The 24,130-nt window shown below is 68.4% G+C and carries 13 protein-coding genes; 9 read left to right on the top strand and 4 right to left on the bottom strand.

Annotated features, from left to right (window positions below):
- Nucleotides 1-27: 27 nt before the first annotated feature.
- Nucleotides 28-990: a helix-turn-helix transcriptional regulator gene (locus AC24R4_RS07455; protein ID WP_487522635.1), complete on the bottom strand. Its 963-nt coding sequence runs from the start codon at nt 988-990 to the stop codon at nt 28-30.
- A gap of 565 nt (nt 991-1,555) precedes the next feature.
- Nucleotides 1,556-2,890: an MFS transporter gene (locus AC24R4_RS07460; RefSeq protein ID WP_487522636.1), complete on the bottom strand. Its 1,335-nt coding sequence runs from the start codon at nt 2,888-2,890 to the stop codon at nt 1,556-1,558.
- A gap of 417 nt (nt 2,891-3,307) precedes the next feature.
- Here AC24R4_RS07460 and AC24R4_RS07465 point away from each other — a divergent pair, with 417 nt between their 5' ends.
- The 4 genes from AC24R4_RS07465 to AC24R4_RS07480 all read left to right on the top strand — a co-directional run bounded on the left by AC24R4_RS07465 (nt 3,308) and on the right by AC24R4_RS07480 (nt 16,466).
- Entirely contained in the window at nt 3,308-3,841 is a 534-nt protein-coding gene (locus AC24R4_RS07465) for an SRPBCC family protein (protein ID WP_487522637.1), read from the top strand.
- Nucleotides 3,842-3,904: 63 nt separating this feature from the next.
- Nucleotides 3,905-4,834, top strand: coding sequence for a LysR family transcriptional regulator (locus AC24R4_RS07470; protein WP_487522638.1), 930 nt, complete (start codon nt 3,905-3,907; stop codon nt 4,832-4,834).
- A gap of 110 nt (nt 4,835-4,944) precedes the next feature.
- On the top strand, nt 4,945-5,748 hold the full coding sequence (locus AC24R4_RS07475) for a putative hydro-lyase (protein ID WP_487522639.1): 804 nt from the start codon (nt 4,945-4,947) through the stop codon (nt 5,746-5,748).
- Nucleotides 5,749-5,882: 134 nt separating this feature from the next.
- Complete coding sequence (locus AC24R4_RS07480) at nt 5,883-16,466, top strand: LWXIA domain-containing protein (RefSeq protein ID WP_487522640.1); 10,584 nt, start codon at nt 5,883-5,885, stop codon at nt 16,464-16,466.
- Between the two features lie 100 nt (nt 16,467-16,566).
- Here the strand turns inward: AC24R4_RS07480 and AC24R4_RS07485 are convergent, their stop codons facing one another.
- Both AC24R4_RS07485 and AC24R4_RS07490 read right to left on the bottom strand, forming a co-directional pair.
- Entirely contained in the window at nt 16,567-16,890 is a 324-nt protein-coding gene (locus tag AC24R4_RS07485) for a hypothetical protein (protein WP_487522641.1), read from the bottom strand.
- A 128-nt stretch (nt 16,891-17,018) separates the two neighbouring features.
- Nucleotides 17,019-17,240 (bottom strand): hypothetical protein, encoded by a 222-nt coding sequence (locus AC24R4_RS07490; RefSeq protein ID WP_487522642.1) that lies wholly within the window; start codon nt 17,238-17,240, stop codon nt 17,019-17,021.
- A 306-nt stretch (nt 17,241-17,546) separates the two neighbouring features.
- Here AC24R4_RS07490 and AC24R4_RS07495 point away from each other — a divergent pair, with 306 nt between their 5' ends.
- From AC24R4_RS07495 to fliD, 5 genes are all read left to right on the top strand, one after another.
- A complete protein-coding gene (locus tag AC24R4_RS07495) occupies nt 17,547-19,520 on the top strand; it encodes an arylsulfatase (protein ID WP_487522643.1) in 1,974 nt (657 codons plus the stop codon).
- A gap of 7 nt (nt 19,521-19,527) precedes the next feature.
- Complete coding sequence (locus AC24R4_RS07500; RefSeq protein ID WP_400396046.1) at nt 19,528-20,553, top strand: formylglycine-generating enzyme family protein; 1,026 nt, start codon at nt 19,528-19,530, stop codon at nt 20,551-20,553.
- Nucleotides 20,546-21,337, top strand: a complete 792-nt coding sequence (locus tag AC24R4_RS07505) for a MetQ/NlpA family ABC transporter substrate-binding protein (RefSeq protein ID WP_487522644.1) — start codon at nt 20,546-20,548, stop codon at nt 21,335-21,337. Before AC24R4_RS07500 ends, AC24R4_RS07505 begins: the two co-directional genes overlap by 8 nt.
- Nucleotides 21,331-22,245: a YkgJ family cysteine cluster protein gene (locus AC24R4_RS07510; protein ID WP_487522645.1), complete on the top strand. Its 915-nt coding sequence runs from the start codon at nt 21,331-21,333 to the stop codon at nt 22,243-22,245. The genes AC24R4_RS07505 and AC24R4_RS07510 overlap by 7 nt, the downstream gene beginning before the upstream one ends.
- Nucleotides 22,246-22,431: 186 nt before the next feature.
- Nucleotides 22,432-23,889, top strand: coding sequence for a flagellar filament capping protein FliD (gene fliD / locus AC24R4_RS07515; protein ID WP_153946925.1), 1,458 nt, complete (start codon nt 22,432-22,434; stop codon nt 23,887-23,889).
- Nucleotides 23,890-24,130: the final 241 nt, after the last annotated feature.

Consider the following 24,130-nt stretch of genomic DNA (forward strand, 5'->3'; position numbering starts at 1 on the left):
GCCGGGCGGGCTGGCCAGACGGGCGGCTCAGACCTCCGCCAGCACTTCGCGCGGGCCGCCGATGCGTACGCCCGCGGGGCGCAGCAGCGTTGCCGCCGCCGCCAGCTGCACGCGGTTGCGAACGCCAAAGTGGCTGCGCAGGCGGCGCATGTGATAGTCGACGTTGAAGACCGACATCGCCATCTGGCGCGCGATCTGCTTGTCGGACAGCCCCTGCGCCAGGCAGGCCAGGATTTCGCGCTGCACATCCGACAAGCCCTCGCGCGGCTTTTCGGCCGTGGCAGGAATCTCGGCGTGGCAGGTCAGGAATTCATGCAGCCCCAGCCCCAGCGTCAGCGCCTGGCCCAGCACGGTGTCGCCAATCCAGCGCCGGCTCTCGATGCCGGACATGAAGCTGATGATGACGATATCGCTGGTGCTCGGCATCGGCAGGTTCAGGAACACCCCGCTGCGGATGCCGGCATCGCGCAGGTCGTCCAGAAAGCGCCGCAGTCGCAGCGGCGTGGCCTTGCCGTCGATGCCCTGTTCGAGATCGTCGGCATCCCACACCATCGGCAGGCCGAACATGCCGGGCTGCGGGTTGCGCGGATCGATCTCGAAATACCGCTCGCGGAAATAGCGGTCGCGCCAGCCGGGCGCCGTGTACGTGTCGAAGAACGTGCGCGGCTGGATCTGGCCCCCGACGTTGGCGGCGGTGCCATAGCCGAGATAGTCGAAGCCGATGGCGTGAATGGCGGCCTGCATCACGCCGCAGCGCCCCTCGTGGGTGCCTTCGGCGGCCAGAGCCGAAACCAGCCCGGGCGTGCCGCCCTGGCGCGGCCTGCCGCGCGTGGGAACGATATGCCGTTCGCCATAGAACCGCACACCATGATGCGTGACCGCCATCGATGGCGGCGTGTGTGCCGGCCGCGTGTTGCGCAGCGTGTTTGCGATATCCATGCCTGACGCCCCCGCGTCCTGGCCGGGCATGCCTGCCTCTACTCTGGTCATAAGGCCTCCGTGCGTATGCCTGCTGCGCGGTATGCCAGCCTTGTGAGCCTGCTGCCGCGCCTCCCGTTCGAGCTGCCGTCAGCGCGCCAGGATTCGCGCCACGGCGGCATGGTCGAATCGCTGCACCGGAACACTGGTACAGGTATCGCCACGCCTTGTCGAGGGGCGCCATCATGACGTCGAGCCGGCTGGCTCACATACTGCTGCTGACCCGGAATCCCGTCTGGATTGCCGATTGACCCGGCCAACCGTGGCCGTGCTGTCTTTTTTTGTGTTGACGCTGTTTTTCACCGCGACGCCGGCCGGTGTGCTGGCTGGCGTATTGCCCGACCGCAGGCGGGCTGGGCCTCTCGCGCGCCCCCGTCAGAGGGATAGGGCCGGGTGCCGCGCGGACGCTGCCGTGTCATTGTGTTTCTGGGCGGCAAGGTACCGGGCGACTGCGCGTCAGAAGCGTACGCCAGTCTGCGTCGTCGCCGCAAGCGCCGTGGCGCCGTTGCCACTTTCGGTTACTGGCCGGTTACACATGGCCATGTTGCATCGCTTCGTGATATGTCGCCGGGGACACCTACGCGTCCAGCGGCTTGCCGCGTGTTTCCGGCAGCGTCAGCGCGGCCAGGATCAGCACGCCGTAGGCTGCCGCCGCGAAGATGCCGATGGCATGGCCCAGCGACATCTGCTGGCTGACCTGGCCGATCAGGAACGGGAAGAACGCACCGATGGCCCGGCCCACGTTGTAGCAGAAGCCCTGGCCCGATCCGCGCACGCTGGTGGGGAACAGCTCGGTCAGCAGCGCCCCCATGCCCGAGAAAATGCCCGAGGCAAAGAAGCCCAGCGGAAAGCCCAGCAGCAGCATCAGCGTGTTGCTGACGGGAATGTGCGTGTACGCCAGCGCGATCGTCATCGACCCGATCGCGAACAGGATGAAGTTGCGCTTGCGGCCGATGCGGTCGGTCAGGTAGGCACTGATCACGTAGCCGATATAGGAGCCCACGATCACCATGGCCAGATACCCGCCCGTGCCCAGCACCGTCAGGTTGCGCTCGGTCTTCAGGAACGTCGGCAGCCAGGTGGTGATGGCGTAGTAGCCGCCCTGCGCGCCGGTGGTCAGCAGCGCGGCGCGCACCGTGATGGACAGCAGGCCCGGCGAGAAGATGGCGGCGAACGACTTGCGGTCGGCGGCGCCCTGGCCGGCCTTGGCCTTGTGCTCGACGTAGACCTCCGGCTCCTTGACCATCCGGCGCAGCAGGATCACGAACACCGCTGGCAGCAGCCCGATCAGGAACAGCGCACGCCAGGCGGTTTCGGCCGGCAGCAGCGAGAACACCAGCGCGTACAGCAGCGCGGACAGGCCCCACCCGATGGCCCAGCCGGCCTGCACCATGCCCACGGCCTTGCCGCGGTCCTTTGCGCGGATGGCTTCGCCGATCAGCACGGCGCCGGCTGTCCATTCGCCGCCAAAGCCGAAGCCCATCAGCGCACGCGCGATCAGTAACTGTTCGTAGTTCTGTGCGAGGCCGCACAGGAACGTGAAGAACGCGAACCAGAGGATGGTCAGCTGCAGGGTGCGCACGCGGCCGATGCGGTCCGACAGGATGCCGGCCACCCAGCCACCGGCCGCCGATGTCAGCAGCGTGGCAGTACCGATGAAGCCCGCGTCCGCGCGCGAGATGCCCCAGGTGGCGATCAGCGTCGGGATCACGAAGCTCAGGAACTGCGTGTCCATGGCGTCGAGCGCATACCCGACCTTGCAGCTCCAGAACGTGCGCCGCTCGTTGGGGGTGATGTCGCGATACCAGGAGAAGAAGCCGCGCTGCGGCTCGGCCTGCGCGTCGGGCTGTGCGCCGGCCGGGTGCGACGATGGCCTGTCCGGCCCCGGGATGCTGCCAATCTGCGTGTCCATGCAATCCTCTTCGTAGTGAGCGCGCTGGCTGGCCGTGGAACCCAGGCTGGCAGCGTCGTTGGTGCCTGCATTCTTGAAACCGGGACCGCTGCACGTCCAACTACTTTTTCGGGCAAGGTCCGATAAAAAAAATTGAATCCTGTGCTGCAAGCCAGTACGAAAGCGGGATGCCGGGTGATGCACCGGCGCGGGGCTTTCGGGTAATCCCTGAGCGTCGGGCCCGGGCCGTACCCGGGACAAGGCGGTAAGCATACGGCGCGCCAGCCGGCGCATTCGCTACGGAAATCCGTAGCGGGCGTGGCACTACGAGTGCTCGGTAATGGTCTTGCGCGCAGGTAGCCGCTACGCTTGTGCCCGTTCCCCATTCATGCCGCCAGCTGCCCCATCATGCGTCCATTGAAAGCGGTGTCCGCCGCCATGCTTCTTGCCCTTGCGTGTGCCGCCGCGCATGCGCAGATGACGCCGGTGGAGCGGTCGATCCTGGTGCAGGCATCACCCGATCGGGTGTGGCTGCTCGGCGGCGGCTATTGCGCCATCGCCCGATGGGATGCCGCACTGCGACGGTGCGATGTCGTGCTCGGCAACGGCGCGCCGGGAACGGTGCGGCGCATGGTCTATCGTGCGGGCGGGCTGCCGGCGGTGGATGTGCTGACCGATCGCGGCCCATGGTCGTACAGCTACCGCAAGCTGTCGGGCCACACGCGCGGCCGCTGGCAGGTGGCGGCCGGGCCGGATGCCGGCACCACGGTCGTCACGTGGCAAGTATGGCTGGACCCCTTCGCGCTGCCCAACGGCGCCGGATCGGAATACCCGCTGGCGCTCGGTGACGAGATGCTGGGCGCGATGGAACGGCTCCGGCAGCGCGCCGAGGCCGACGAGCGCGAGGCTGCCGCCGAGGCACGGGAAGCGGCGCTACGCACCACGCCGGCGTTTTCGATGGAGGGGAGTTGACAGCGGCGCGCGCGGGCCGCAAGGTCTGGTCTGCTTCGGCATCGTGCCGGTCCCTTCATCGCCATGAACCTGCGCTTTCTTGAAACCTTCGTCTGGGTGGCGCGGCTGCGCAGCTTCCGGCTGACAGCCGAAAAGCTGTTCAGCACGCAGGCCTCGATTTCCAGCCGCATTGCGGTGCTGGAAGAAGACCTCGGGGTCAGGCTGTTCCTGCGCGATTCGCGCGGCGTCACGCTCACGCCCGAGGGGCAGCGCGTGCTCGACTACGCCGAGAAGATGGTGCACACGATGCATCAGATGCGGCAGTCCCTGGACCGGTCGCGCATTATCGGCGGGCGGGTGCGCATCGGGGCGATGGATTCCGTCATCCATACCTGGCTGTCCACCGTGGTCAAGCGCGCCATGGCGACGTATCCCGAGCTGGAGATCGAACTGACCGCCGACGCGGCGATGAATCTCTGCGACCAGCTGCAGAAGGGGTATCTCGACGTGATCTTCCAGACCGACCTGATGCGGCTGGAGACGGTGCGCAATATCGAGCTGGCGCGCTACCCGATCCGCTGGATCGTGGCCACCGGCAGCGCCTTCGACCGCCCCTACGCGTCGCTGGAGGAACTGGGTGCCGAGCGCGTGATCACCTTCGTGAAGAATTCGCGGCCGCACCAGGACATCCTGAGCCTGTTCCATCTGAACGGCGTGGCGTCGCCGCGCATCAACTGCGTGAACTCCGTGGCCGCGATGACGCGACTGATCGGCGACGGCTTCGGCATCGGTGCCGTGCCGCCCGCCCTGGTGCGCAAGGAACTGGCCGAAGGCACGCTGTCGGTGGTGGAGATCGACAACCACCCGCCGCCGCTGGAAATCGTGGCGTCATGGCGCATCGGCGCGGGGCTGGAAGTGCACGAATCGGTGGTGGAGCTGGCCACCCAGGTGGTGGCGGACTTCTGCGCCGACGTGGGTGAGGAGATGGCCACACCGGCCCACGGACATTCGTAGTCATCGGAATTGTCTATCGCGCGAGGCGCGAAAGATTTGTTGGACGGCATGCGTGCGCGGCCACCAGAATCGGTGCCACAACCAGATTCCCGTGAGACACGCGCCGCACCATGAACCACCCGCTCCAGCACGCCGCATCGATCCTGCCCGACGACCCCGCCGCCCTGCGCCGCCTGATCCGCGAGGGCCGCTATCGCGGCCATACCAGCGGCCTGGCGCGCGGCCATGTGCAGGCCAATATCGTGATCCTCACGCGCGACTGGGCGTACGACTTCCTGCAGTTCTGCGCGCTGAACCGCAAGGCCTGCCCGCTGATCGACGTGACCGACCCCGGCGACCCGGTCTTCCGCAACCTGGGCGCCGATGTCGATATCCGCACCGATGTGCCGATGTATCGCGTCTACCGCCACGGCACCGAGTACCACGAGACCACCTCCATTGCCGAACTGTGGCGCGACGACTTCGTGGCGTTTGCCATCGGCTGCTCGTTCTCGTTCGAGCACGCGCTGCTGGCGGCCAATGTGCCGCTCAAGCACATCAACCTGGGTCGTAACGTGGCGATGTTCCGCACGGGCATCGAGACGCGGCCGGCCGGGCGCCTGTCGGGCAAGCTCGTGGTGTCGATGCGGCCCCTGTCGGCCGCCGATGCGATCCTGGCCACCGAGATCACGGCGCGCTATCCCGACGTGCATGGGGCGCCTGTGCATATCGGCGATCCGTCGCTGATCGGCATCGACGATATCGAGGCGCCCGACTATGGCGATGCCGTGCCGCTCGATGCGCACGAGATTCCGGTGTTCTGGGCCTGCGGTGTCACGCCGCAGGCGGTGATCCGCGAAGCCAGGCCGGAGATCTGCATCACGCACGCGCCGGGCTGCATGCTGGTCACCGACCTGGACAACAACCGGCTCTGACCGGGCGCGCAGCCGGCCGGGCCTACGAGTTTCCTTAGTGTCGCCACGCCCACCGGCGCGCGACAATCCGCCAGTCGGTCGGTAGCGGCCGGCCTGCCGGCAGCGACGCCGGCGTCCACGTGGAGACAAGCGACATGCTGGATTTCATGGATGCGATCCGCGCCGCCGCGGCTGCAGCGGCCCGCGCGGCGGCGGAGGCGGCCGAACGTGCCCGTCAGGCCGCCGAGGAGGCCCAGCGCCGCGCGCAGGAGCAGGCCCGCCAGGCCGCGCAGGCCCAGGCCCAGGCGCAGGCCAACAAGCCCAAGCCGCCCCCGCCGGAACCGCCCAAGGCTCCTCAGCAGGCCACGCCAGCGAAGACCGAACCCAGGGCGGATACCCCAACGGTCCAGAACGCGGTTTACACCGGCAACACCACGCTGGCGCTGCAGCAGACCCATGCCACGACCCAGGCCAGGCCGCACGAAGACGCGCCCCCGCCCGACCCCGAAAAAGCCCAGCAGGAAAAGGACGAGAAGGACGCGAAGGCCCTGACCGACAGCTGGCAGAAGGATGCGCAGGACGCGCTCGACAAGGCGGCGAAGCAGGCCGGCGGCCGAGAACTGACCGATGCCGAATGGAAGCCGCTCAGCCAGCAGTACGGCAACGTCATGGGTGGCGTGCAGAACGAACTGCGCGTGGCCGCCAACCATGCCGCGAAGACCGGCGGCGACGTGACGAAGGCCGTCAACGACAAGGCTTCGGAGATCAAGGGCCGTTACAAGGACGATCCGATCGTGCAGGGCAACCTGGACGAGACGAAAAAGGACTACCTGGCGAAGGAAACCACGCAGGACGCGCGCAATACCGAAGGCGCCCGCTTCAAGGTCATCGTCGCGCAGGAGAAGGCCGACAAGACCGCCGCGAAGCTTGCCCAGGAACAGGCGGACTACGTGAAGATCCCCGGCGGCATCCGCCGGGCCGAGCCCGGGCTCGATGACGACCTGCAGGCGGCACGTAGCGCCGACAACCAGGCGCAGGCCGAACTGGAACGTGCCGGCCAGGACTTCGGCAACGCGCTGCAGAAGGAAATCGACACGTTGGCGGTCAAGCAGTACAAGAGCGATGCCGATGCGTCGCTCGACAACGCCCGCAACGACACGACGCTGCATAACCGGTATCTGCGCGAGGAGAGCCTCGGCAGCGCGCGTCAGGCCGCGGCCGACGCGCAAACGCAGCTGAACGACCTGCAGGCCGGCAAGGGCGTGAAGGTGCCGGAGCGGTACCGGAGCGAGGCCGCCGACCAGGTCAAGCATCGGTACGACAACGACCCGCAGCTGGGCGCGCTGGTGGATCGCCTGAACCTGAAGGGCCGGTTGCAGGGCGAGCTCGACCACCTGGTGCCACGCACTGACTTCGAGAAGAAGCTTGCCGCCACAGATCCCACCACGCTGGCGATGGCGCGGACGCTGGACCTGACGCTCGATCCCGAGGCGAAGGACGATCCAAACTCGGCGGTGACGCGCGACATGCCGAATTCGGAACGGATGCTGATGAAGGAGCAGCCGGGCAGCTACGTGCTGTACAAGTACCTGCAGCAGGACCCGTCCGCGCAGGTGAAGGACGGCACGCAGGTTCACGACATGTCCGCGCTGCTGTCAACGCCGGTGCAGCAGTTGAGCACGAAGGCCGGGGGCGACCCCAAGGCGCCGGACACGCAGGTGGCCAGGCAGAGCCTGCAGCGCCTGTTCACATTCGCCGATGTGGCGACGCAGGTGCGCGTCGACAAGATGGGCACGATGATCGACCAGCAGCTTGGCCGCGGCGACGTGGCGGGTGCGCTGGCGACGCGCAAGGCCGGCGTGGATGCCGCGCTGACCGACGACGAACGCAGCCAGTACGTGGGCGTACGCGCGGACCGTTTCGATAGCGACCTGTTCAAGTCGCAGATCGACGCATCGATGCGCAAGGATCTGAAGAACAAGACCTACGACGACGACAACAAGTACATCCAGGGTCAGCAGACCATGTACGCCGACAAGGTCGGCAAGTACCTGCAGGATGTGGCGCCGAACCTGATACCCGAGGACGCCCAGACGCTGGCATCGACGGTGAAGGCCGAGTACCGCAACGACTGGACCGGCCGCAACGACGCCACCGGCGCGGGCTACAACGACTGGGACGCGTTCTACAGCGGGCTGTCGGCCGTGGTGGACAAGGCCGACCAGCCGTACTACCAGGCCAACCCCAAGGCTGCCCCCGGCAGCGGGCCCGCCGCGCAGGACACGGCGCGCTGGCTGGCCGACCGGGACAACGACGTGCACGTCCTGGTGATGCAGAACCAGGCGGGCGTGAAGCAGGGCACCGTGTACGGTGGCGCGCGCGACGCAGGCAGTCACGGCCATATCGGCCTGTCGGTGGCATTGGCGAAGGCACTCCGGAACAGCGCCGACGCCCCGCTGATGGCGGCGAGCGACCTGGAGCGCGCGTACAAGAAGGGCTTCAGCGAAGCGGCGCCCGACGACAAGGAAGTGGCGGAGCAGAACAAGCTGTTCGAGCTGGACAAGGACGAGATCCTGAACCAGGCCTTCGACGGGCTGGCCATGAAGAAGCAGGACCTGACCGCCGACGTCGGCGACGATGCCGCGCTGGACAAGGCGATCCGCACGGCGCTGCCGAATGCGGACCCCGCGGGCATCGATGCCATCAAGCAGGAGATCCGCGACAACGCGGGCGGCAAGAGCCAGGTGTCGGTGGTGCCGATCTACGTCACGCAGCCGGGCGGCGCGCCTTACCAGTCGGCCGTGTTCGAGTTCAAGGGCCGCGAAGGCAACACGATGTGGGTGGATGACGCGGGCGCGGTCTACGGCAAGGACGGCAAGGACCCCAAACGCGACTTCCAGGAGAACAACCAGCTGTCCGACAAGGGCACGATCTACATCGCCGACCGCAATCTCGACCGGAACCAGGACGGGCACGTCGGGTACGAGACGATGGACGCCCATATCACCACCGGCTGGGACCGGGCCATGGGCTGGGTCAACCTGGGCGCGGCCGCCTTGGGCGCGGCCGCCGGCGTGGTGCTGGCCGTGGGGTCCGGGGGCACACTGACGCCGCTGGTGGCGGTGGCCTGGGGCGGCATGATCACAAGCATGGGCTACGGCATCGGCACGTCGGCGTACGAACTGCACAACATGGCGGACCACGGCCGGTCGGTGAATCCGTTCAGCAGCCAGGAAGCCATGTCGCAATGGCTGAACGTGGCGGGGTCGGTGGCCGGCATGGGCGGCATGGGCCTGACCAAGTTCGCCACCATGGCGGCACGCGGTGGCGCACGGCTGGCCGCCAGCGGCAACACCGCGGCGGGCGAACTGATGATGCAGCAGGCTGCGCGGGCGGGCATGACCAGCAAGGTGATGAACGGTGTCGGGTTCGGCATCGGGGGCTACCAGTCCGGCCAGCAGGCCGTGGCGTTCGCGCGCTACGGCAAGGACATGAGCACCAGCGAGATCGTGCAGAACGCGGCATCGCTGCTGATGGGCGCGACGCAGATGATGCCGATGGCGATCCAGAAGCGCATCGGCGAATCGGTACGCGATACGTACCAGCGCACGCGCGGCCCCGGCGCCGATCCGCTGGGCCAGGCTGCCAATCGCGCCGGCGAAGGCCCGGACGCGGCACGGACGATGGCCGCCGGCGCGGACGCCGCCGCACAGGGTACGTCGCGCCAGCGCGTCGATGGTCCCGAACGCACCATGCGTCCGGGCGATGTGGAGAGTGGCCGGCGAGGTGGCGCACAGGATGGCGACGGGCAGGCCGGCACGGCGCGCTCCCGCGCGGGTGGCGAAGCCGATGGCGCGGCGCAGCCACGTACGCCGGCAACGGCCGCGGGACGCAGGGCGGGCGATACACCCCCCACCGCGCCTGCCGCCGCGCCGCGCGCCGCGACACGCACGCCGTCCACGGTGCGCGACGGCGCCGATGCGTCCGCCAGCCGTCCGTCGGCGGTCAAGCTGTCCACGTTCTTCAGCATGCGGGTGCGCGGCGCGATGGTGGAGAACCGTGTCATCGCCAACATGATGGATCGCGCGCTGGCCCGTGCGCAGGAGCGTTTTCTTGCGGGAGCCGCCGAGAGCCGCCGTTCGTCGCGCCAGTCGGCGGACGATCGCGCGGAATCGGCGGCCGCCCACCGGCGCCGCATCCATGCCGCGCCGGTGCATGCACGTCGCGGACGCGTGGACGCCGAGGGCACGCCATTGCAGCGCCGTACCATCGGCCACGACGCGCCGGTCAAGCAGGCCGAAGGCGCCGGAGCCGCCGGCGCGCGGCCCATGGCGCTGCGCCAGAACGCCCTGTCGCCGATCGACCAGGTGCTCTGGATCCCGGGCAGCATGGAAGTGATCGGCACGCCGTACGGCGCCGAAATGGCGGCGCACGCGCTGGCGGACCGCGATACCGTGATGATCGTGACGGGCGCGCTGACCGACCATGGCGGCGCCGAGACCAACGGCATTGTGGGCGCCGCCACGCTGGGCGCCTACCTGGCGTCGCTGGGCAAGGAAGTGATCTACGTCACCGATCCGGCCCACGCCAGGGTATTGCGCCGCATGCTGCGGCAGGACCTGCAGCAGGAGAACTTTCGCGTCGAAACGTTTGGCGCGCGCCATGCCGGGGATGCTGCCCGGCGGTCGGCGCAGTTGCTGGGCCAGCACCAGCCCGACGCCGTGATCTCGATCGAGGTCGGTGGGCGCAATGCCCACGGCGAATACCATCTGCAAAATGGGCAGCGCGTGCGCAACAACGTGCGGCTGGACCAGTTGCTGGTCGATGCCAACCACCGCGACGGCGTGCTGACCGTAGCGGTGGGCGATCACGGCAACGAGGCCGGCCTGCGCGCCATCCGCGACCGGGTGACCCCGCAGATGCCCGAGCGCGAGGCGATGTTCGAGATGTGGTCGGACGTCGGGGCCGACCGGGTGGTGACCGGCATGAACTCGAACCTGGCCGCGCAGGCCATTGGCTTTGCACTGCAACGCTACATGCGTGGCGCCGGCCACATGCCCGAGGCTGCGAAGGTGGGCGACATGCTCGAAACCCTGGCGCACGCGGGCGCGCGCGACGGCGTCACTCACGAAGTCGGCGCGAACACCGTGCATGGCATGAGCAAGACCGCCCAGAAGGGCGCGTACGAACTGCTGGCCGCCGCGGCCGAGCAGTTGCCCGAGGGGCTGACGCTGTCCAGCCTGTTCGAGGGCATTCAGCGGCGCAACCTGCCCGAGGGCGTCAGGGTGGGCGATGTCGGCATCCAGGTAGCCGACGATGTCATCGTCGTCACGGCATTCGATTCCAGCAACGGCGGCCTGCTGGCCGCGCAGAACATCGCACGCCATATCCACGCCATGACGGGCCGGGCGGTCCAGGTCATCGCGTTCACGGACCACGCGGCCGGCACCTACGGCGACCGCTCGCGGCCGGACCTGATCGCCAAGGTGCATGACGGCATGGTGGCGGTGCAAAAGGCCGATGGCACGGTGGACCTGATCGCGTGCAACACGGCCTGCACGGCGTTCCCCGAGGCGCTGGACGGCACGGTGGACGCCGCGCGGGTGGTCGACCTGATCCAGCAGACGGCGCCGTGGATCCTGAGCGAGGGCGGTGCCCATCCGGTGATCGTGGCCACGCCGCGCACGGTGGAGCTTCAGGCGTACGCCAAGGCCGTGTCGGCGCTGAGCGGCGGCAGCCGGACCGTGGGCGAGATCGCGGCGCCGAACTGGGCGCGTGGGGTCAACGAGTTGCGGCACCTGGCCGACGGCGAGCGGCTGGCCGAACTGAAACGCTGGATCGCCAACGACATCACGGCCGAGAGCATCCCGCCCGAGACCACGTCGCTGTGGTTCTGCTGCACACACTACCCGGCGCTGGCCGATCTGGTCCAGGCGCGGCTGGTGGAAATCGGCCGGCCCAACGTGAAGCTGGTGGACCCGATGCAGTACCAGGCCCGGAAAGGTGTGGAGGTGCTGGTGGAGAAGGGGTTGCTGCGGCCCGAAGATGTGCTGGCGAACCCGGTCGATATCGCACAGGTGTCCGACAGCCAGACGTTGCCGACCATGGTGTTCACATCGGGGCGGCCGGGGCGTGTGTCGCCGCTGGCGCATGCGATGGGCAACCGCACCGACATCCGCGTATTCCATACGCCGTTTGGCGACGCCGCCGACGTGTCGCCGGCCATGGCGCTGCTGCACGGCGGGCGCTACCTGAGCGCGGTGGACCGCGTGAGCTTCAACTATATCGGCCGTGGCCTGCGCGATTTCTACATGCCCGGCGGTGCCGGGCGTGCGGCGAACGTGCTGGAGTCCGGCAAGAACGTGATGCTGTTGACCGGGTTCTCCGTGGCGCCGGGCAAGCCCGAAACGGACGGCCCGCCGGGTACCGCCGAACTGGGCCGTGCGCTGCGGCTGCGGGGCAAGCAGGTGACGTACGTGGTGGATTCGGCCAACAAGCCCATCCTCGAAGCCGTGCTGCGCGAGATGGGCGAGCCGGTCGACAACATCGAGGTGTTCGATGCGCCGATGGGCGAGGCCACGGACGCCGCCAACGCGCTGCTGGACCGTGTGCGCCCCGACCGCGTGATGGCCATCGAGCTGCCGTCGCGCGCGCAGGACGGCTCGAAGAACAACATGCGCGGCATCGAGATCGACGGGTTCAATCCGGCCATCGACGAGATTCTGCTGCAGGCCAATGGCCGCGACGGCATGTTGACGCTGGGCATTGGCGACGGCGGCAACGAAGCCGGCATGGGCGGGCTGCGCGGGCTGATTCCGAAGGGCAAGGGCGAGGAAGATGGCACCGGCCGGGGCAAGGACATTGCCGCCGTGGTCACGGCGGATCATGTGGTCACGGCCAGCGTGTCCAACTGGGGCGCCTACGGGATCTCCGCGCTGCTGCTGCGCCACGCCGGCATGATCGACCGCTTCCAGACGCCTGCCGAACTGCGCCGCGTGCTGAAGGCGGCCGCCGAGGCCGGCGCGGTGGACGGCGTCTCGCGCGAATACCAGCCTACCGTGGATGGCATGTCCACCGATGTGCATGCTGCCGTCCTGGAGTTCTACCGTTATGCGGCGATGGGCGAGGGACCCTCGGGCCCGGGGGCGGCGCCGAAGTCCTGGCCGACCGGCCCCGATTCCGCGCGCAGCCTGATTGGCGCCGCCGCGCGGGCCGTGGTGCATGGCGACGCGATGCCGCAGGCGCGCACCCAGCGTGGCGCCGCCGGCGCGGCACACGCGCGCACGCCAGCGGTGCGTGAGGGCAGCTGGTCGCTGCTGGAAGCGACGCGGCATCCTGCCGCCGTGGCGGCAACGATCGATGCGGTCCATGCCAGCGGTGGCCGGCTCGATGGCGTGCGCTACGTGGTGACGCATGGCGGCGACGATACGCCGGTGACTTCGCACGATACGCTGGCGCAGGCCATGGCGTCGGCCGATGCCGCCGTGCAGGGCGGGCAGGACGTGACGGTGCAGGTGCTGACGCAGGGCTACCGGGGCCGCATCGACGATGGCAACCGCGTGGGCCACGTGCCGCTGACCTTGCACGGGCGGCGTGTGACCGCCGCGCCGTTTGTGTTGAATCGCGCGTATGGCGGCGACATCCGGGTGGCACTGCCCGAGGGCTTCCGGCCCGGTGTGGCCCTGACGCGCCGCGAAAACGGCCGGCGTATCGACCACCTGGATCAGCTCGCGCAGTTTCCGCGCGGTCCGGCGCACCTGGACCTTGCGCAGGAAGGCGGACAGCTCACGTTCGACGGCGAGGCGGTGGGGGTGACGGTGCCGCAGGTGCCGGGCTATTTCACGGTGCGGGCCACCGGGGTGGCCGATGGCATCGTGATGCACGGCGTCAAGCACGGCGCCGCCGCGCTGATCGCCCGTATCCAGGCCCACCCCGACTATGTGGAAGGCATGCCCGTGCTGCTCTACGACTGCTTCGGACAGGACGGCGTGGTGTCGCTGGCCCAGCAGGTGGCCGACGGGCTGAACGCCCCCGTCTATGGCGGCGATGGCCGGCTGGAAATCGATGCGATGCTGCCTGACGGCGCCGATATCGCGCACGGTGCCGGCCTGCGGGTGAACAGCGATGCAGACGCGATGGCGCGCTCGGGTGCCGATATCCACGTCACCAATGGCGGCCGCTTCTTCGGTTCGCGACCCGGGCTGCCCGTGGTCGGCGTGACCCACGGCGGCAGGCCGGCGGCCGGGCATGCCGTGCCGGCACAACGGACCAGCGCCGCACCGCGCCGTGCCGATCTGACGCTGGGTGACCGGCCGCACAGCGTGAACGCGCCGCGCGACCAGACGGTGGTCGTGGCATCGGTGCATCCGGACGGCGGCCTGCGCGGCCAGGACGGCGCGCCGGTCACGGCGCACGAACTGGCGTTGGCGCTGGCCGATTTCTGGGAGCCGGGCCAGCCGGTGGTGCTGGCGCTGGATGGCGCGCAGTCGCCGCAAGGCCGTGCGGCGGCCCAGCGGGTGGCCGACGTCATGCAGACCGAGGTGGTGGTGCCCGAATTCCCGTTGCAACGCGGCACGTTGCCGGATGGCCGGACCCCGGCGGTGGACCTGGCGCAGCCCGGCAACTGGCGGCGGCTGCAGCCCGCGCGGGACCCCTATGCATCGGCCCGCTTCGATATCGAAGCCGACGGCGGCGTCTACCTGCGGCTGCCGAACGGGGCGCGCGAGAAGGTGGAGCTGGCCGATTACCTCGGGCCGCGCCTGGGCAGCGGGGGCGCCAAGACGGTATTTGCGCTGGGCGCGGACAAGGCCATCGGCATCGCCAACGATGCCGAGATCAGCGGGATCATGGTGCGGAGCGAACGAGAGGCGCTGGACGCAGCCACGGCCGGCGGCGTGCCCACGATCCGCACGTTCGGCCCGGCGGACATGTCGCTATGGGGCATCCCGGCGATCGGGTATGAGCGTTATGCCGTCAGCAGCAAGGACCTGTTCGGCGCCCACGCCCGGGCTGACGAACCGAGGCTGGCGCTGCTCAACGGCAGGTCGGTGCGGGATCTGGACGCCCTGCAAGCCGTGTTGCGCGATACGGGCGCCTATCTTGGCGATGGCGAGTTCGCGGTATTTGCCGATGGATCGGTCAAGGTCGCCGACCTGACGCATGTGGAATGGCACAGCACCGAGTACCAGGGCGAGGCGTTCGCGCATACGCTGCAGCGGATGCGCAAGATCGCCGCGCGCAACGCCGGGGACGCCCCGGACGCCGGCCTGCAGCGCCGAACCATCGCGCACGATGCGCCGGCCGCGCCGACGCCGGCCGGCAGCAACGGCCCCCGGCCGTGGAAGATGGCCACGACGATGACGGTGGCGGCGGCCAGCAGCGCGGCGATGGCCGGTGCCACGTACGCCGTCACGTCGGGCACGGGCGTCAACCCGGTGCTGACCGGCGCGGCCTGCTTTATCTATCGGGGCAGCGTGGCGGCGGCGCGCACCATGCACACCGTGCGGCTGCAGGCGCGGCTGAAAGACCCGTCGCCCGCCGACGTGGCGTGGCTGACGACGCGGCTGAGCGGCAGGCGCGCCGATGCCTGGGGCATTCGTCCGACGGATCAGCAGCAAGCCCGGGATGCGCTGGCGAAACTCGACCACCACCTGCACGGCGAAGGCAGGGACGCGCCCGATGCGGGCCAGCAAGTCGCCGACGCGACGCAGACGCTGAAGGGCGTGATCGGCGCCATCCTGCACCCCGACACCGTGCCAGGCCGGATCAACGATGCGCTGCAGATCGGCACCCTGGCCGTCAACAACGGCAACAGCGTGCTCTGGTTTGCCCACAACGGGCTGGCCTTCGGCGATCCGCTGCTGTACAGCACGCTGGCGTTCGCGGCCGCCAACCCGGTGCTGAGTACGTTCAACGTGGCCAACCGGCTGGGGCATCACGTGGGCGGCAAGCCGTCGGCGGTGGTGGGCGCGCAGATGCGCAAGTTCGTGATGAACAGCTACGCGCTCGGATCGGTGCCGCTGGCCCTGGGCGATGTGATGCACCAGGGTGGCGTGGTGGGCGCGTTCGAGGCTGCCAGCCTGCTGGTGTTCGGCGCCGGCGCCCATCTGAACTCGCGCAATGACAAGAACGCGCTGCGCCTGGCACGCAACGAAGCGCCGGTGGACTACGCGGGCGCGGATAGCAAGTGGAAGTTCTACGGCAAGGCCATGCCGTACGGGCTGGTGCTGCTGGGCGGGGGCGTGATCGCGAACTTCGTCACAAAGATCGTGATGGAACTGACCAAAGACGAGAAGGACGGCACGGGCAGGCCCACGCCGACGTCCATGCCCGATCCGACATCGTCGCCGACGCCCGCACCATCGCCGTCGCCAACGCCGACGACGGCGCCCGGGTCCCCCTCGGCCACGCAGCCGCCGGAGATCGGGCCGAGGCCGACCGGGCCCGGACATCCGCCCACCTCCCGGCCAAAGCCGCGCCCACGGGACGAGACGGTCACGGTCAAGCCCTACTCGGCCGCCACCGTGAACGACGCCACGCTATGGGGCATTGCGCGCACGCATCTGGAAACGCTGCTGTCCGACGAACAGAAGCGCGCAGCAGACGCCGTTCCGATGAGGCCCGACGAGCAGGTCGGCAACTTCGCGCTGCGGGAACTGGTGAACCTGAACCCGCAGTACCGGCTGTCGGAAGACCCCGACCATCTCGAGCCGGGGTGGGTACTGGACGTGACGCGGTAGTGCGTTGCGGCGCCAGGGATGCGGCGCCGGGATGCGGCGCCGGGGACGGGGCGCCCGCGCTCAGGGAATCCGGCGTGGGCGCCCGACTGGCGCTGGAGCGTCAGTCGTCGTCACGCCAGCGCCGGTCGCGCCGCCATTCGTGTTCACGCCAGCGTTGCTCGCGGCGCCACTCGCGCTCGCGCCAGCGCTGTTCGCGCCAGCCGTCGTAGTAGCCAGGCGCCACCACCACAGGGCGGGGCGCGACCACCACGGGGCGCGGTGCCACGTACACGGGGGCGGGCTCGTAGTACACCGGCGCCGGCGGCGGCGCGGCGACGTAGGCCGGCACGCCGATGCCGATGTCGAAATTGACATGCGCCTCGGCGGCGGCAGAGACCATGAGGGCGGAAAGACCGATCAGACTGGCGATGAGGAACCTGGACATGGAGAGCACCTTTGCTCGGTTGCTGCGTGGATGCCGATACTAACGGCGCGCGGCGCGGTCCGTTGACCCTGTCCCAGGTGTCTTTGTAAGCTGTTGTATCGATTGTCTGCCCGCCCGGTGCGCCGCGTTTACTGGCTGGTCGCGTCCGCGTCGCCTTCGCCGGCGCGGCGCTCGTTCGCGGTCTTGCCCGGCGACGGGTGTTCCGGCCGCAGGGCATGACCCGACGTCTCGTCGTCCACGAGCCCATTGCCCTCGCCCGAGACCTTCACTTCGATCGTCTCGACGAAATGGTCGGGTTCGTCCTGCTCGGTCTGGTTGTTACGTATTGATGCATCTTCTCGGGCTGCCATGGTGCGCTCCTTTCTCGCGTCTTAATCGGAAATTAAGAGAGGGATAACGGAGAACGGTGCAAGGTCTGGGCCACGCCAGCATCGCCCGGGCTGCGCGCCCGGCCCGGCAACACGGGAGCGCAGCGCATGCGCCCGCTTGCAAAATCTACAAGCGCGGGGCATCGGCGGCGGCCGGCGCGGTCTGTCCTTCCCGGGGGTGCCCGCGCGGGGCACGAATATCGATAGGCAAAAACATTCGTTCGGCGCCACGTGCCGTGTTCTTAGCATGACCCCTTTCCAAAAACATCCGGTGCAGGAGAGAGGCGTATGACAAGAACGACAGCAGCGTCCCGTAGTCAGCGAAGCACCCCCGCCCGCCATGTGCTGGCGGGCCTGTGCGCCACGGCCGTGGCGTTGATGAGCGGCTGCGGCAGCGACGATGCGCCGACAACGTCATCCGGCAATTCCACCCCGACAACGGTGGCGACAAAGAAGCCCAACATCGTCTTCATCATGGCCGACGACCTCGGCTATTCGGACCTGGGCGCCTTCGGCAGCGAAATCCGCACGCCCAATCTGGATGCGCTGGTGAAGCAGGGCCGCATCCTGGCCAACCATCACACGGCGGCGGTCTGCGCGGTGACGCGCTCGATGATCATCTCCGGCACCGATCACCACCTGGTGGGCCAGGGCACCATGGCCACCACCGACGTGAACTACGTCGACGAGAACAATGCGCCGAAGCCCGGCTACGAGGGCTATCTGAACGACCGCGCGCTGTCGATCGCCCAACTGCTCAAGGATGGCGGCTACCACACGTACATGGCCGGCAAGTGGCACCTGGGCAGCGGGCTGCCCAATGCCACCAACCAGGGGGCGAATGTCGGCACGGCATCGCCGGGCCAGACGCCGGTGTCGTGGGGCTTCGAGAAGAGCTACGCCCTGCTGGGCGGCGGTGGCGATCATTTCGGCCGCAACGGCAGCACCGCGTATGTGGAAGACGACCACTACGTGACGCCGAACACGACGAATTTCTTCTCGTCGGACTTCTACACATCGACGATCCTCAAGTACATCGATTCGAGCACCGGCAAGAATGCGGACGGCAAGCCGTTCTTCGCCTACCTGACCTACCAGGCGCCGCACTCGCCGCTGCAGGCGCCGGCGGCGTACATCGATCGCTACAAGGGCGTCTACGATGCTGGCTACGCGCCCATCCGGGCGGCGCGGCTGGCGCGACAGAAGGCGCTGGGGCTGATTCCCGCCGATTTCACGCCGAACGCCGGACGCGACGAGACGCTGACGGTGACGCCGAAGTCCGCGAACTGGGGCACGGCGTCGGCCAACTACATCACGTCGACCCACAGCGCGGCGCAGGGCGGCGTCGATACCCGGGTGGCGAATGCCAACAAGAAGTGGGACAGCCTGACGGCCGACGAAAAGCGCGCACAGGCCCGCTACATGGAGATCTTCGCGGCGATGGTCGAGAACCTCGACGACAACGTCGGCCGTCTGGTGCAGCACCTGAAGGACATTGGCGAGTACGACAACACGCTGATCGTGTTCCAGAGCGACAACGGCCCGGAAGCCAGCTATTACGAGTTCAGCGGCAACTACGACCAGAGCTACGACGCGAAGAACGCGGACCCGGCCGTCTATCCGACGCTGGGCACCACGGCGTACAAGGGCTCCAGCAATCTGGACTACGGCCAACGCTGGGCCGAGGTCAGCGCCACGCCGTTCCGGCTCTGGAAGGCGTTCCCGGCGGAAGGCGGTCACTCGGTGCCGACCATCGTCAAGCTGCCCGGTGCGGCGCCCGCCGAGCAGGCCGCGCAACTGAACGCCTTCACGCATGTGGTGGACCTGGCGCCCACGTTCCTGGACATTGCCGGCGTGGCCGCACCCAGCACGCCGGCGGCGCCGCTCTATGACAGCAAGGGCGTCAACCGCAATGCCGGCAAGGTGGTCTACGACGGCCGCAACGTGTATCCGATCACCGGACTGTCGCTGCTGCCGACGCTGCAGGGCAAGGCCAGCGGCCCGGCACGCACCACGTTTGCGGAAGAGCTCTACGGCCGCACCTACGTCTACGCCGACAACTGGAAGGCCACGTGGATCGAGCCGCCGTTCGGGCCGGCCCATGGCGAATGGCAGCTGTTCGACATCCGGGCGGACCGTGGCGAGACCAACGACCTCGCGGTGCAGCGTCCGGACGTGGTGGCAGACCTCAAGGCGAAGTGGAACGACTATGCCAAGGCCGTCGGCGCGGTGCTGCCGAAGGTTCCCGGCATGATCTACTGAGGCGGCCGTGGCACTGCCTGGAATCCGCAAACTGGCGAAGATCGCCGGCGCCGCCTTTGGGGTGGGGCTGGCGGCAACGCTGGCGGTACGCGCCGTGCCGCTCCATGGCGCGGCGGCGCTCGGCACGCCGCGCCAGTGCGCTGCCTATACAGGCTTGCCCGATGACTGGCGCAAGCAGGGCAAGGCAGGCATGGCGCACGTGCGCGGCGGCGAATTCGTGCCGGGCACCACGCTCGGCTATCCCGATGAACGGCCTGCCGGCAAGACGCGCGTGGGCAGCTTCTGGATCGACCGTACCGAAGTCACCAATGCGCAATTTGCCGCCTTCGTGCAGGCCACCGGGTATCGCACCGACGCGGAGCGCGCCGGCGAGGCCGTGGTGTTCCACAAGCCGACCGGCGATGAACTGCAGCAACGGCCCTATGCCTGGTGGTCGATGGTGCGCGGCGCCGACTGGCGGCATCCGTCCGGCCCGGCGTCGACCATCGACGGCAAGGACAATCAGCCGGTCACGCTGGTGACGCAGGCCGACGCGCGCGCTTACGCGCAGTGGCTTGGCCACGACCTGCCGACCGAGGACGAATGGGAGTACGCGGCCAAGGCCGGCCAGCGTGGCGCGGCGCTGGAAACCGCGCCGGCCAACGCGGACGGCACGCCCACGGCCAACTACTGGCAAGGCGTGTTCCCGGTGCTGAACAGTGCCCGCGACGGCTTCGACGGCCTGGCGCCGGTGGGCTGCTTCACGGCGAATGCCTTCGGCCTGTACGACATGATCGCCAACGCGTGGGAATGGACCGCCGACCCGTACACCGGACCGCGCCAGTCGCACGCCAACGGCGATACCGCGTTCGTGGCGGCGCTGTCGGGCCGGTCCGGCCAGCCGCGTGACACACGCATGGCGGTCATCAAGGGCGGCTCGTTCCTGTGCGCGCCGGATTTCTGCGTGCGCTACCGGGCGTCGGCGCGCGAACCGGCCGAGCGCGACCTGCCGACGTCGCATATCGGCTTCCGGACGGTGCTTCGCGATGGTTAAGGCGCTGTTGCTGGGATTGGGCTGTGCCTGGGCACTGCAATCGCCGGTGTGGGGCGGGACGCAGGCTGACGTGCCCGTCAACGCGCGGCCTGTCGTGCGCATCGGGGTCGCCAGCCAGGCCGACCGCGAGCTTGTGGCGGCGGCCGCGAACGCGGGTGGCGCGGTGCCATTGCAGGCGGTGTCCTTCGCCGACGCCGCCGAAGTGCGCCGTGCGCTGCGCGCGCGCCGCATCGACGCCTCGATTGCGGAGGATGCCCAGGCACTGGCGGGCGATGCATCGGTCTGCACGGTGGCCCATACGGTGACCTATCCGATGGGTTTGTACGCGCAGAAGATCGCGGCGCTGCGGGAGGTGCCCGTGGGTGCCGTCATTGCCATCCCCGCGGACGGCGCCGGGCAGGGGCGCGCGCTGCTGCTGTTGCAGAACCACGGGCTGATCCGCATCGATGGCGAGGCCGGTCTGCGCCCTCAAATTGGCGACATCATCGACAATCCGCGCAAGCTGCGCTTCGAACGTCTGCCGTCGCAACGGCTGGCTGCCGCCTTGCGCCGCAACGCGCTGGTGGCGCTGCCTTACGCGGCCGCCGATGCCGCGGGACTGGCGCCGGCGCGCGACGCGCTCGGTATCGAGGATGCCCGTGTGCCGTGGGCGAATGCGCTGGCGGTACGGGCGGCGGACTGCCGGGCGGACTGGGTGGCGCAGACGGTCGGCGCGCTGCATTCCCCGGCGGTGAAGTCTTTCATCCTGACGCGCTTCAACGATTCGGTGCGTCGGCCATGGTAGACGGCGAGCGCGGCGGGGATCCGGTCGCCGTCGGCTTTCATTGCACGGCGTGCGGCAAGTGCTGCAATTCGCCGCCGCTGATGAGCATGGACGAGTTGTTCCGTCACGCCGACCGCTTTGTCGGCGCCCTGTCGTTGCGGCGCGTGCGGCCGCCACTGGCCGGCACGCGGCACAGGGTGGACGGGCACCTCGTGGAAGTGACTGCCGACGACGTGGCGGCGTTTGCCGCGCTGGCGCGGCGGCAGGGCCATCCGTTGCCGAATGGCGACGTGCTGATGATCGCCACGCAGGCCATCGACTATCCGTCGCGCGGACGCTGTCCCGCACTGGCCGACGACGGCCGCTGCACCATCCACGCGTCCCGCCCGTCCACCTGCGCGATGGTGCCGCTCGACGCCTGGGTGCCGGACCGGCTGCAGGCCGTGTCGCTGGCGGCCAAGCGACGCGGCGGCGAACACGATATCGGCGCCGACTGTGTATCCGTCCTGTCGTCGGGATCGTTGCCGGCGGATGTCATCCCGCTCGTGCGGGCGGGCGAGGTTGCGGAGCCCGGCTACGCCGCAGCACTGGCCCGGCGTCGCGACGACGAGGCACGGGACAAGGTCGCCTGGGGCGATGCCGTATGCCGCCTGCTGATGCCTGAACTGCTGGGCCCGGCGCGTGGCATCGCATCGATTCCGTTTGCCGGCTACCGCACGCTGCCGCTGGTGCCCGTACTGGCCGTGCTCGCCGATGGCGGCCCGGAAGCCCGGGCCCGCTGCCTCGATTACATCGCGGCCCAGCGCCGGCTGATCGCAGCATTGGTCGATGCCGCGCTGGCCCGGCGCCGCATCGATGACAAACCGATGACAGCCCAGCTGCGTCAATCCGATGCGGCCTTGTCCGCCCTGTGCCGACGTCTGACGTAATGCCTTGTTTGTGCAGCATAAGGCTCATGCACCAGGTTTAGCCCCGCTTCGTATCGTCTTTGTATCGTTTCTGTATCAAAAAGGCTAAAGATCCACTTTCGGTCGACGTAAACGTGGATGTCAGGACATTCAGGTGACGCAGAGCCTGAGTGACAAAGAAACGAACAAGAAGAAGGGCACACAACCATGGCATCGATTTCCTCCCTCGGGGTTGGGGCCAACCTCGAGCTGTCCACATTGCTGGACAAGCTGTCCACCGCCGAGCGCGCGCCGCTGACGGCCCTGGACAACCAGCACACGGCCTACCAGACCCGCCTGACCGCCTATGGCACGGTCAAGAGCATGCTGACCAGCTTCCAGGCCACGGCCAAGGCGCTGATGAACCGGGACACCTTCGGCGCGGTCAAGTCGGCGGTGGGCAATGCCGACATCATGACGGTGACGACCGCCGCCAACGCCGTACCCAGCGACCTCAGCGTCAATGTGACGCGGCTGGCGCAGGCCCAGTCGCTGGCCGGCACCGGGTACGCCAAGCAGGACGTGCAGATCGGTTCCGGCACGCTGACGTTCGAGTTCGGCACCACCACGGGCTGGGACGAAGCCAGCGGCACCTACGTGAACCCCGGGTTCACTCCCAATGCGGCCACCGCGGCCGTACCTAACCCCCGCACGGTCACGATCGACCCGGGCAAGGGGTCGCTGCAGGACATCCGCGATGCCATCAACAAGGCCGGCATCGGCGTCAAGGCCAGCATCATCAACGATGGCAGCGCCACGCCGTACCGCCTGATCCTGACGTCGGACAAGACCGGCGAGACGATGAGCATGCGCATCACGGGCTCGTCGCCCGAACTGCAGGGGGTGGCGGGCTACGACCCGACCACGCCGGGATCGAACGCGATGAAGGAAACGCTGCGCGCCACCAACGCGGCGCTGACGGTCAATGGCATTGCCATCACCAGCACCAGCAACACCGTGGTGGATGCCGCGCAGGGCGTGACCATGACGCTCAAGAAGACCGGCACGACGTCGCTGTCGCTGACGCAGGACACCGACAGCATCAAGAATTCCATCCAGGCGATGGTCACCGCCTACAACAACATCCAGTCTTCGATCAAGTCGCTGACCGCGTTCGACACCAAGGCGATGACCAAGGGCGCGCTGAACGGCGATACGTCGATCCGCGGCATCCAGACGACCATCCGCGCCGTGCTGAACACGCCCGAGGCAGGCATGCCGGACAAGGCCCCGACCATGCTGGCCGCCATCGGCGTGTCGATGCAGAAGGACGGCACGATGGCGATCGACAGCAAGAAGCTGGACGCCGCGCTGAAGGACAACCTGCCCACCGTGACGCAGCTGTTCGCGGGCGACGGCACCACGGGCGGCTTCGCCCGCCGGCTGTCCGATGCGGTGGACAAGATGACCGGCGAAAGCGGCCCGATCGGCGCGGTCACCACCGGCATCGAACGCAGCATGAAGGACCTCGAGAAGCGTTACGAGGACCTGAGCGTCCGCATCGACGCAAAGATCGAACGCTACCGCAAGCAGTTCACCGCGCTGGACCTGGCGGTGGCCCAGATGAACAACACCAAGAACTACCTGACGCAGCAGTTCCAGGCGTTGACGAACGCGAAGAAGTAAAACGCTTCAGGCGCGCGCTTGGGGTGGAAGGGCGATGGCTTCGGCTGTCGCCCTTTTTGTTTTGCCTGTGCGGAACGATGAAGGGGTGTTGCGTAAATCATCGTTCTCCGAATCTGCATAAGTAAAAGCACGTTGATTGTGATGCGTTAGGAAACGGCGAGACAGCGACTTCTTCCGCCTGAAAAGCCGCTAGTTTGCGAGCCGCAGCTTCCGTGGCGTCGGGCATCGGGCACGGTGACAT

Source organism: Cupriavidus sp. CER-90 (assembly GCF_057652055.1).

Excerpts from the sequence above, each read along its gene's own strand:
- AC24R4_RS07465 (WP_487522637.1), top strand. The coding sequence starts at position 3,308 with ATGCTTCTTGCCCTTGCGTGTGCCGCCGCGCATGCGCAGATGACGCCG.
- AC24R4_RS07455 (WP_487522635.1), bottom strand. The coding sequence starts at position 990 with ATGACCAGAGTAGAGGCAGGCATGCCCGGCCAGGACGCGGGGGCGTCA.
- AC24R4_RS07510 (WP_487522645.1), top strand. The coding sequence starts at position 21,331 with ATGGTAGACGGCGAGCGCGGCGGGGATCCGGTCGCCGTCGGCTTTCAT.
- AC24R4_RS07490 (WP_487522642.1), bottom strand. The coding sequence starts at position 17,240 with ATGGCAGCCCGAGAAGATGCATCAATACGTAACAACCAGACCGAGCAG.
- fliD (WP_153946925.1), top strand. The coding sequence starts at position 22,432 with ATGGCATCGATTTCCTCCCTCGGGGTTGGGGCCAACCTCGAGCTGTCC.
- AC24R4_RS07495 (WP_487522643.1), top strand. The coding sequence starts at position 17,547 with ATGACAAGAACGACAGCAGCGTCCCGTAGTCAGCGAAGCACCCCCGCC.
- AC24R4_RS07475 (WP_487522639.1), top strand. The coding sequence starts at position 4,945 with ATGAACCACCCGCTCCAGCACGCCGCATCGATCCTGCCCGACGACCCC.
- AC24R4_RS07505 (WP_487522644.1), top strand. The coding sequence starts at position 20,546 with ATGGTTAAGGCGCTGTTGCTGGGATTGGGCTGTGCCTGGGCACTGCAA.
- AC24R4_RS07460 (WP_487522636.1), bottom strand. The coding sequence starts at position 2,890 with ATGGACACGCAGATTGGCAGCATCCCGGGGCCGGACAGGCCATCGTCG.
- AC24R4_RS07470 (WP_487522638.1), top strand. The coding sequence starts at position 3,905 with ATGAACCTGCGCTTTCTTGAAACCTTCGTCTGGGTGGCGCGGCTGCGC.
- AC24R4_RS07480 (WP_487522640.1), top strand. The coding sequence starts at position 5,883 with ATGCTGGATTTCATGGATGCGATCCGCGCCGCCGCGGCTGCAGCGGCC.
- AC24R4_RS07485 (WP_487522641.1), bottom strand. The coding sequence starts at position 16,890 with ATGTCCAGGTTCCTCATCGCCAGTCTGATCGGTCTTTCCGCCCTCATG.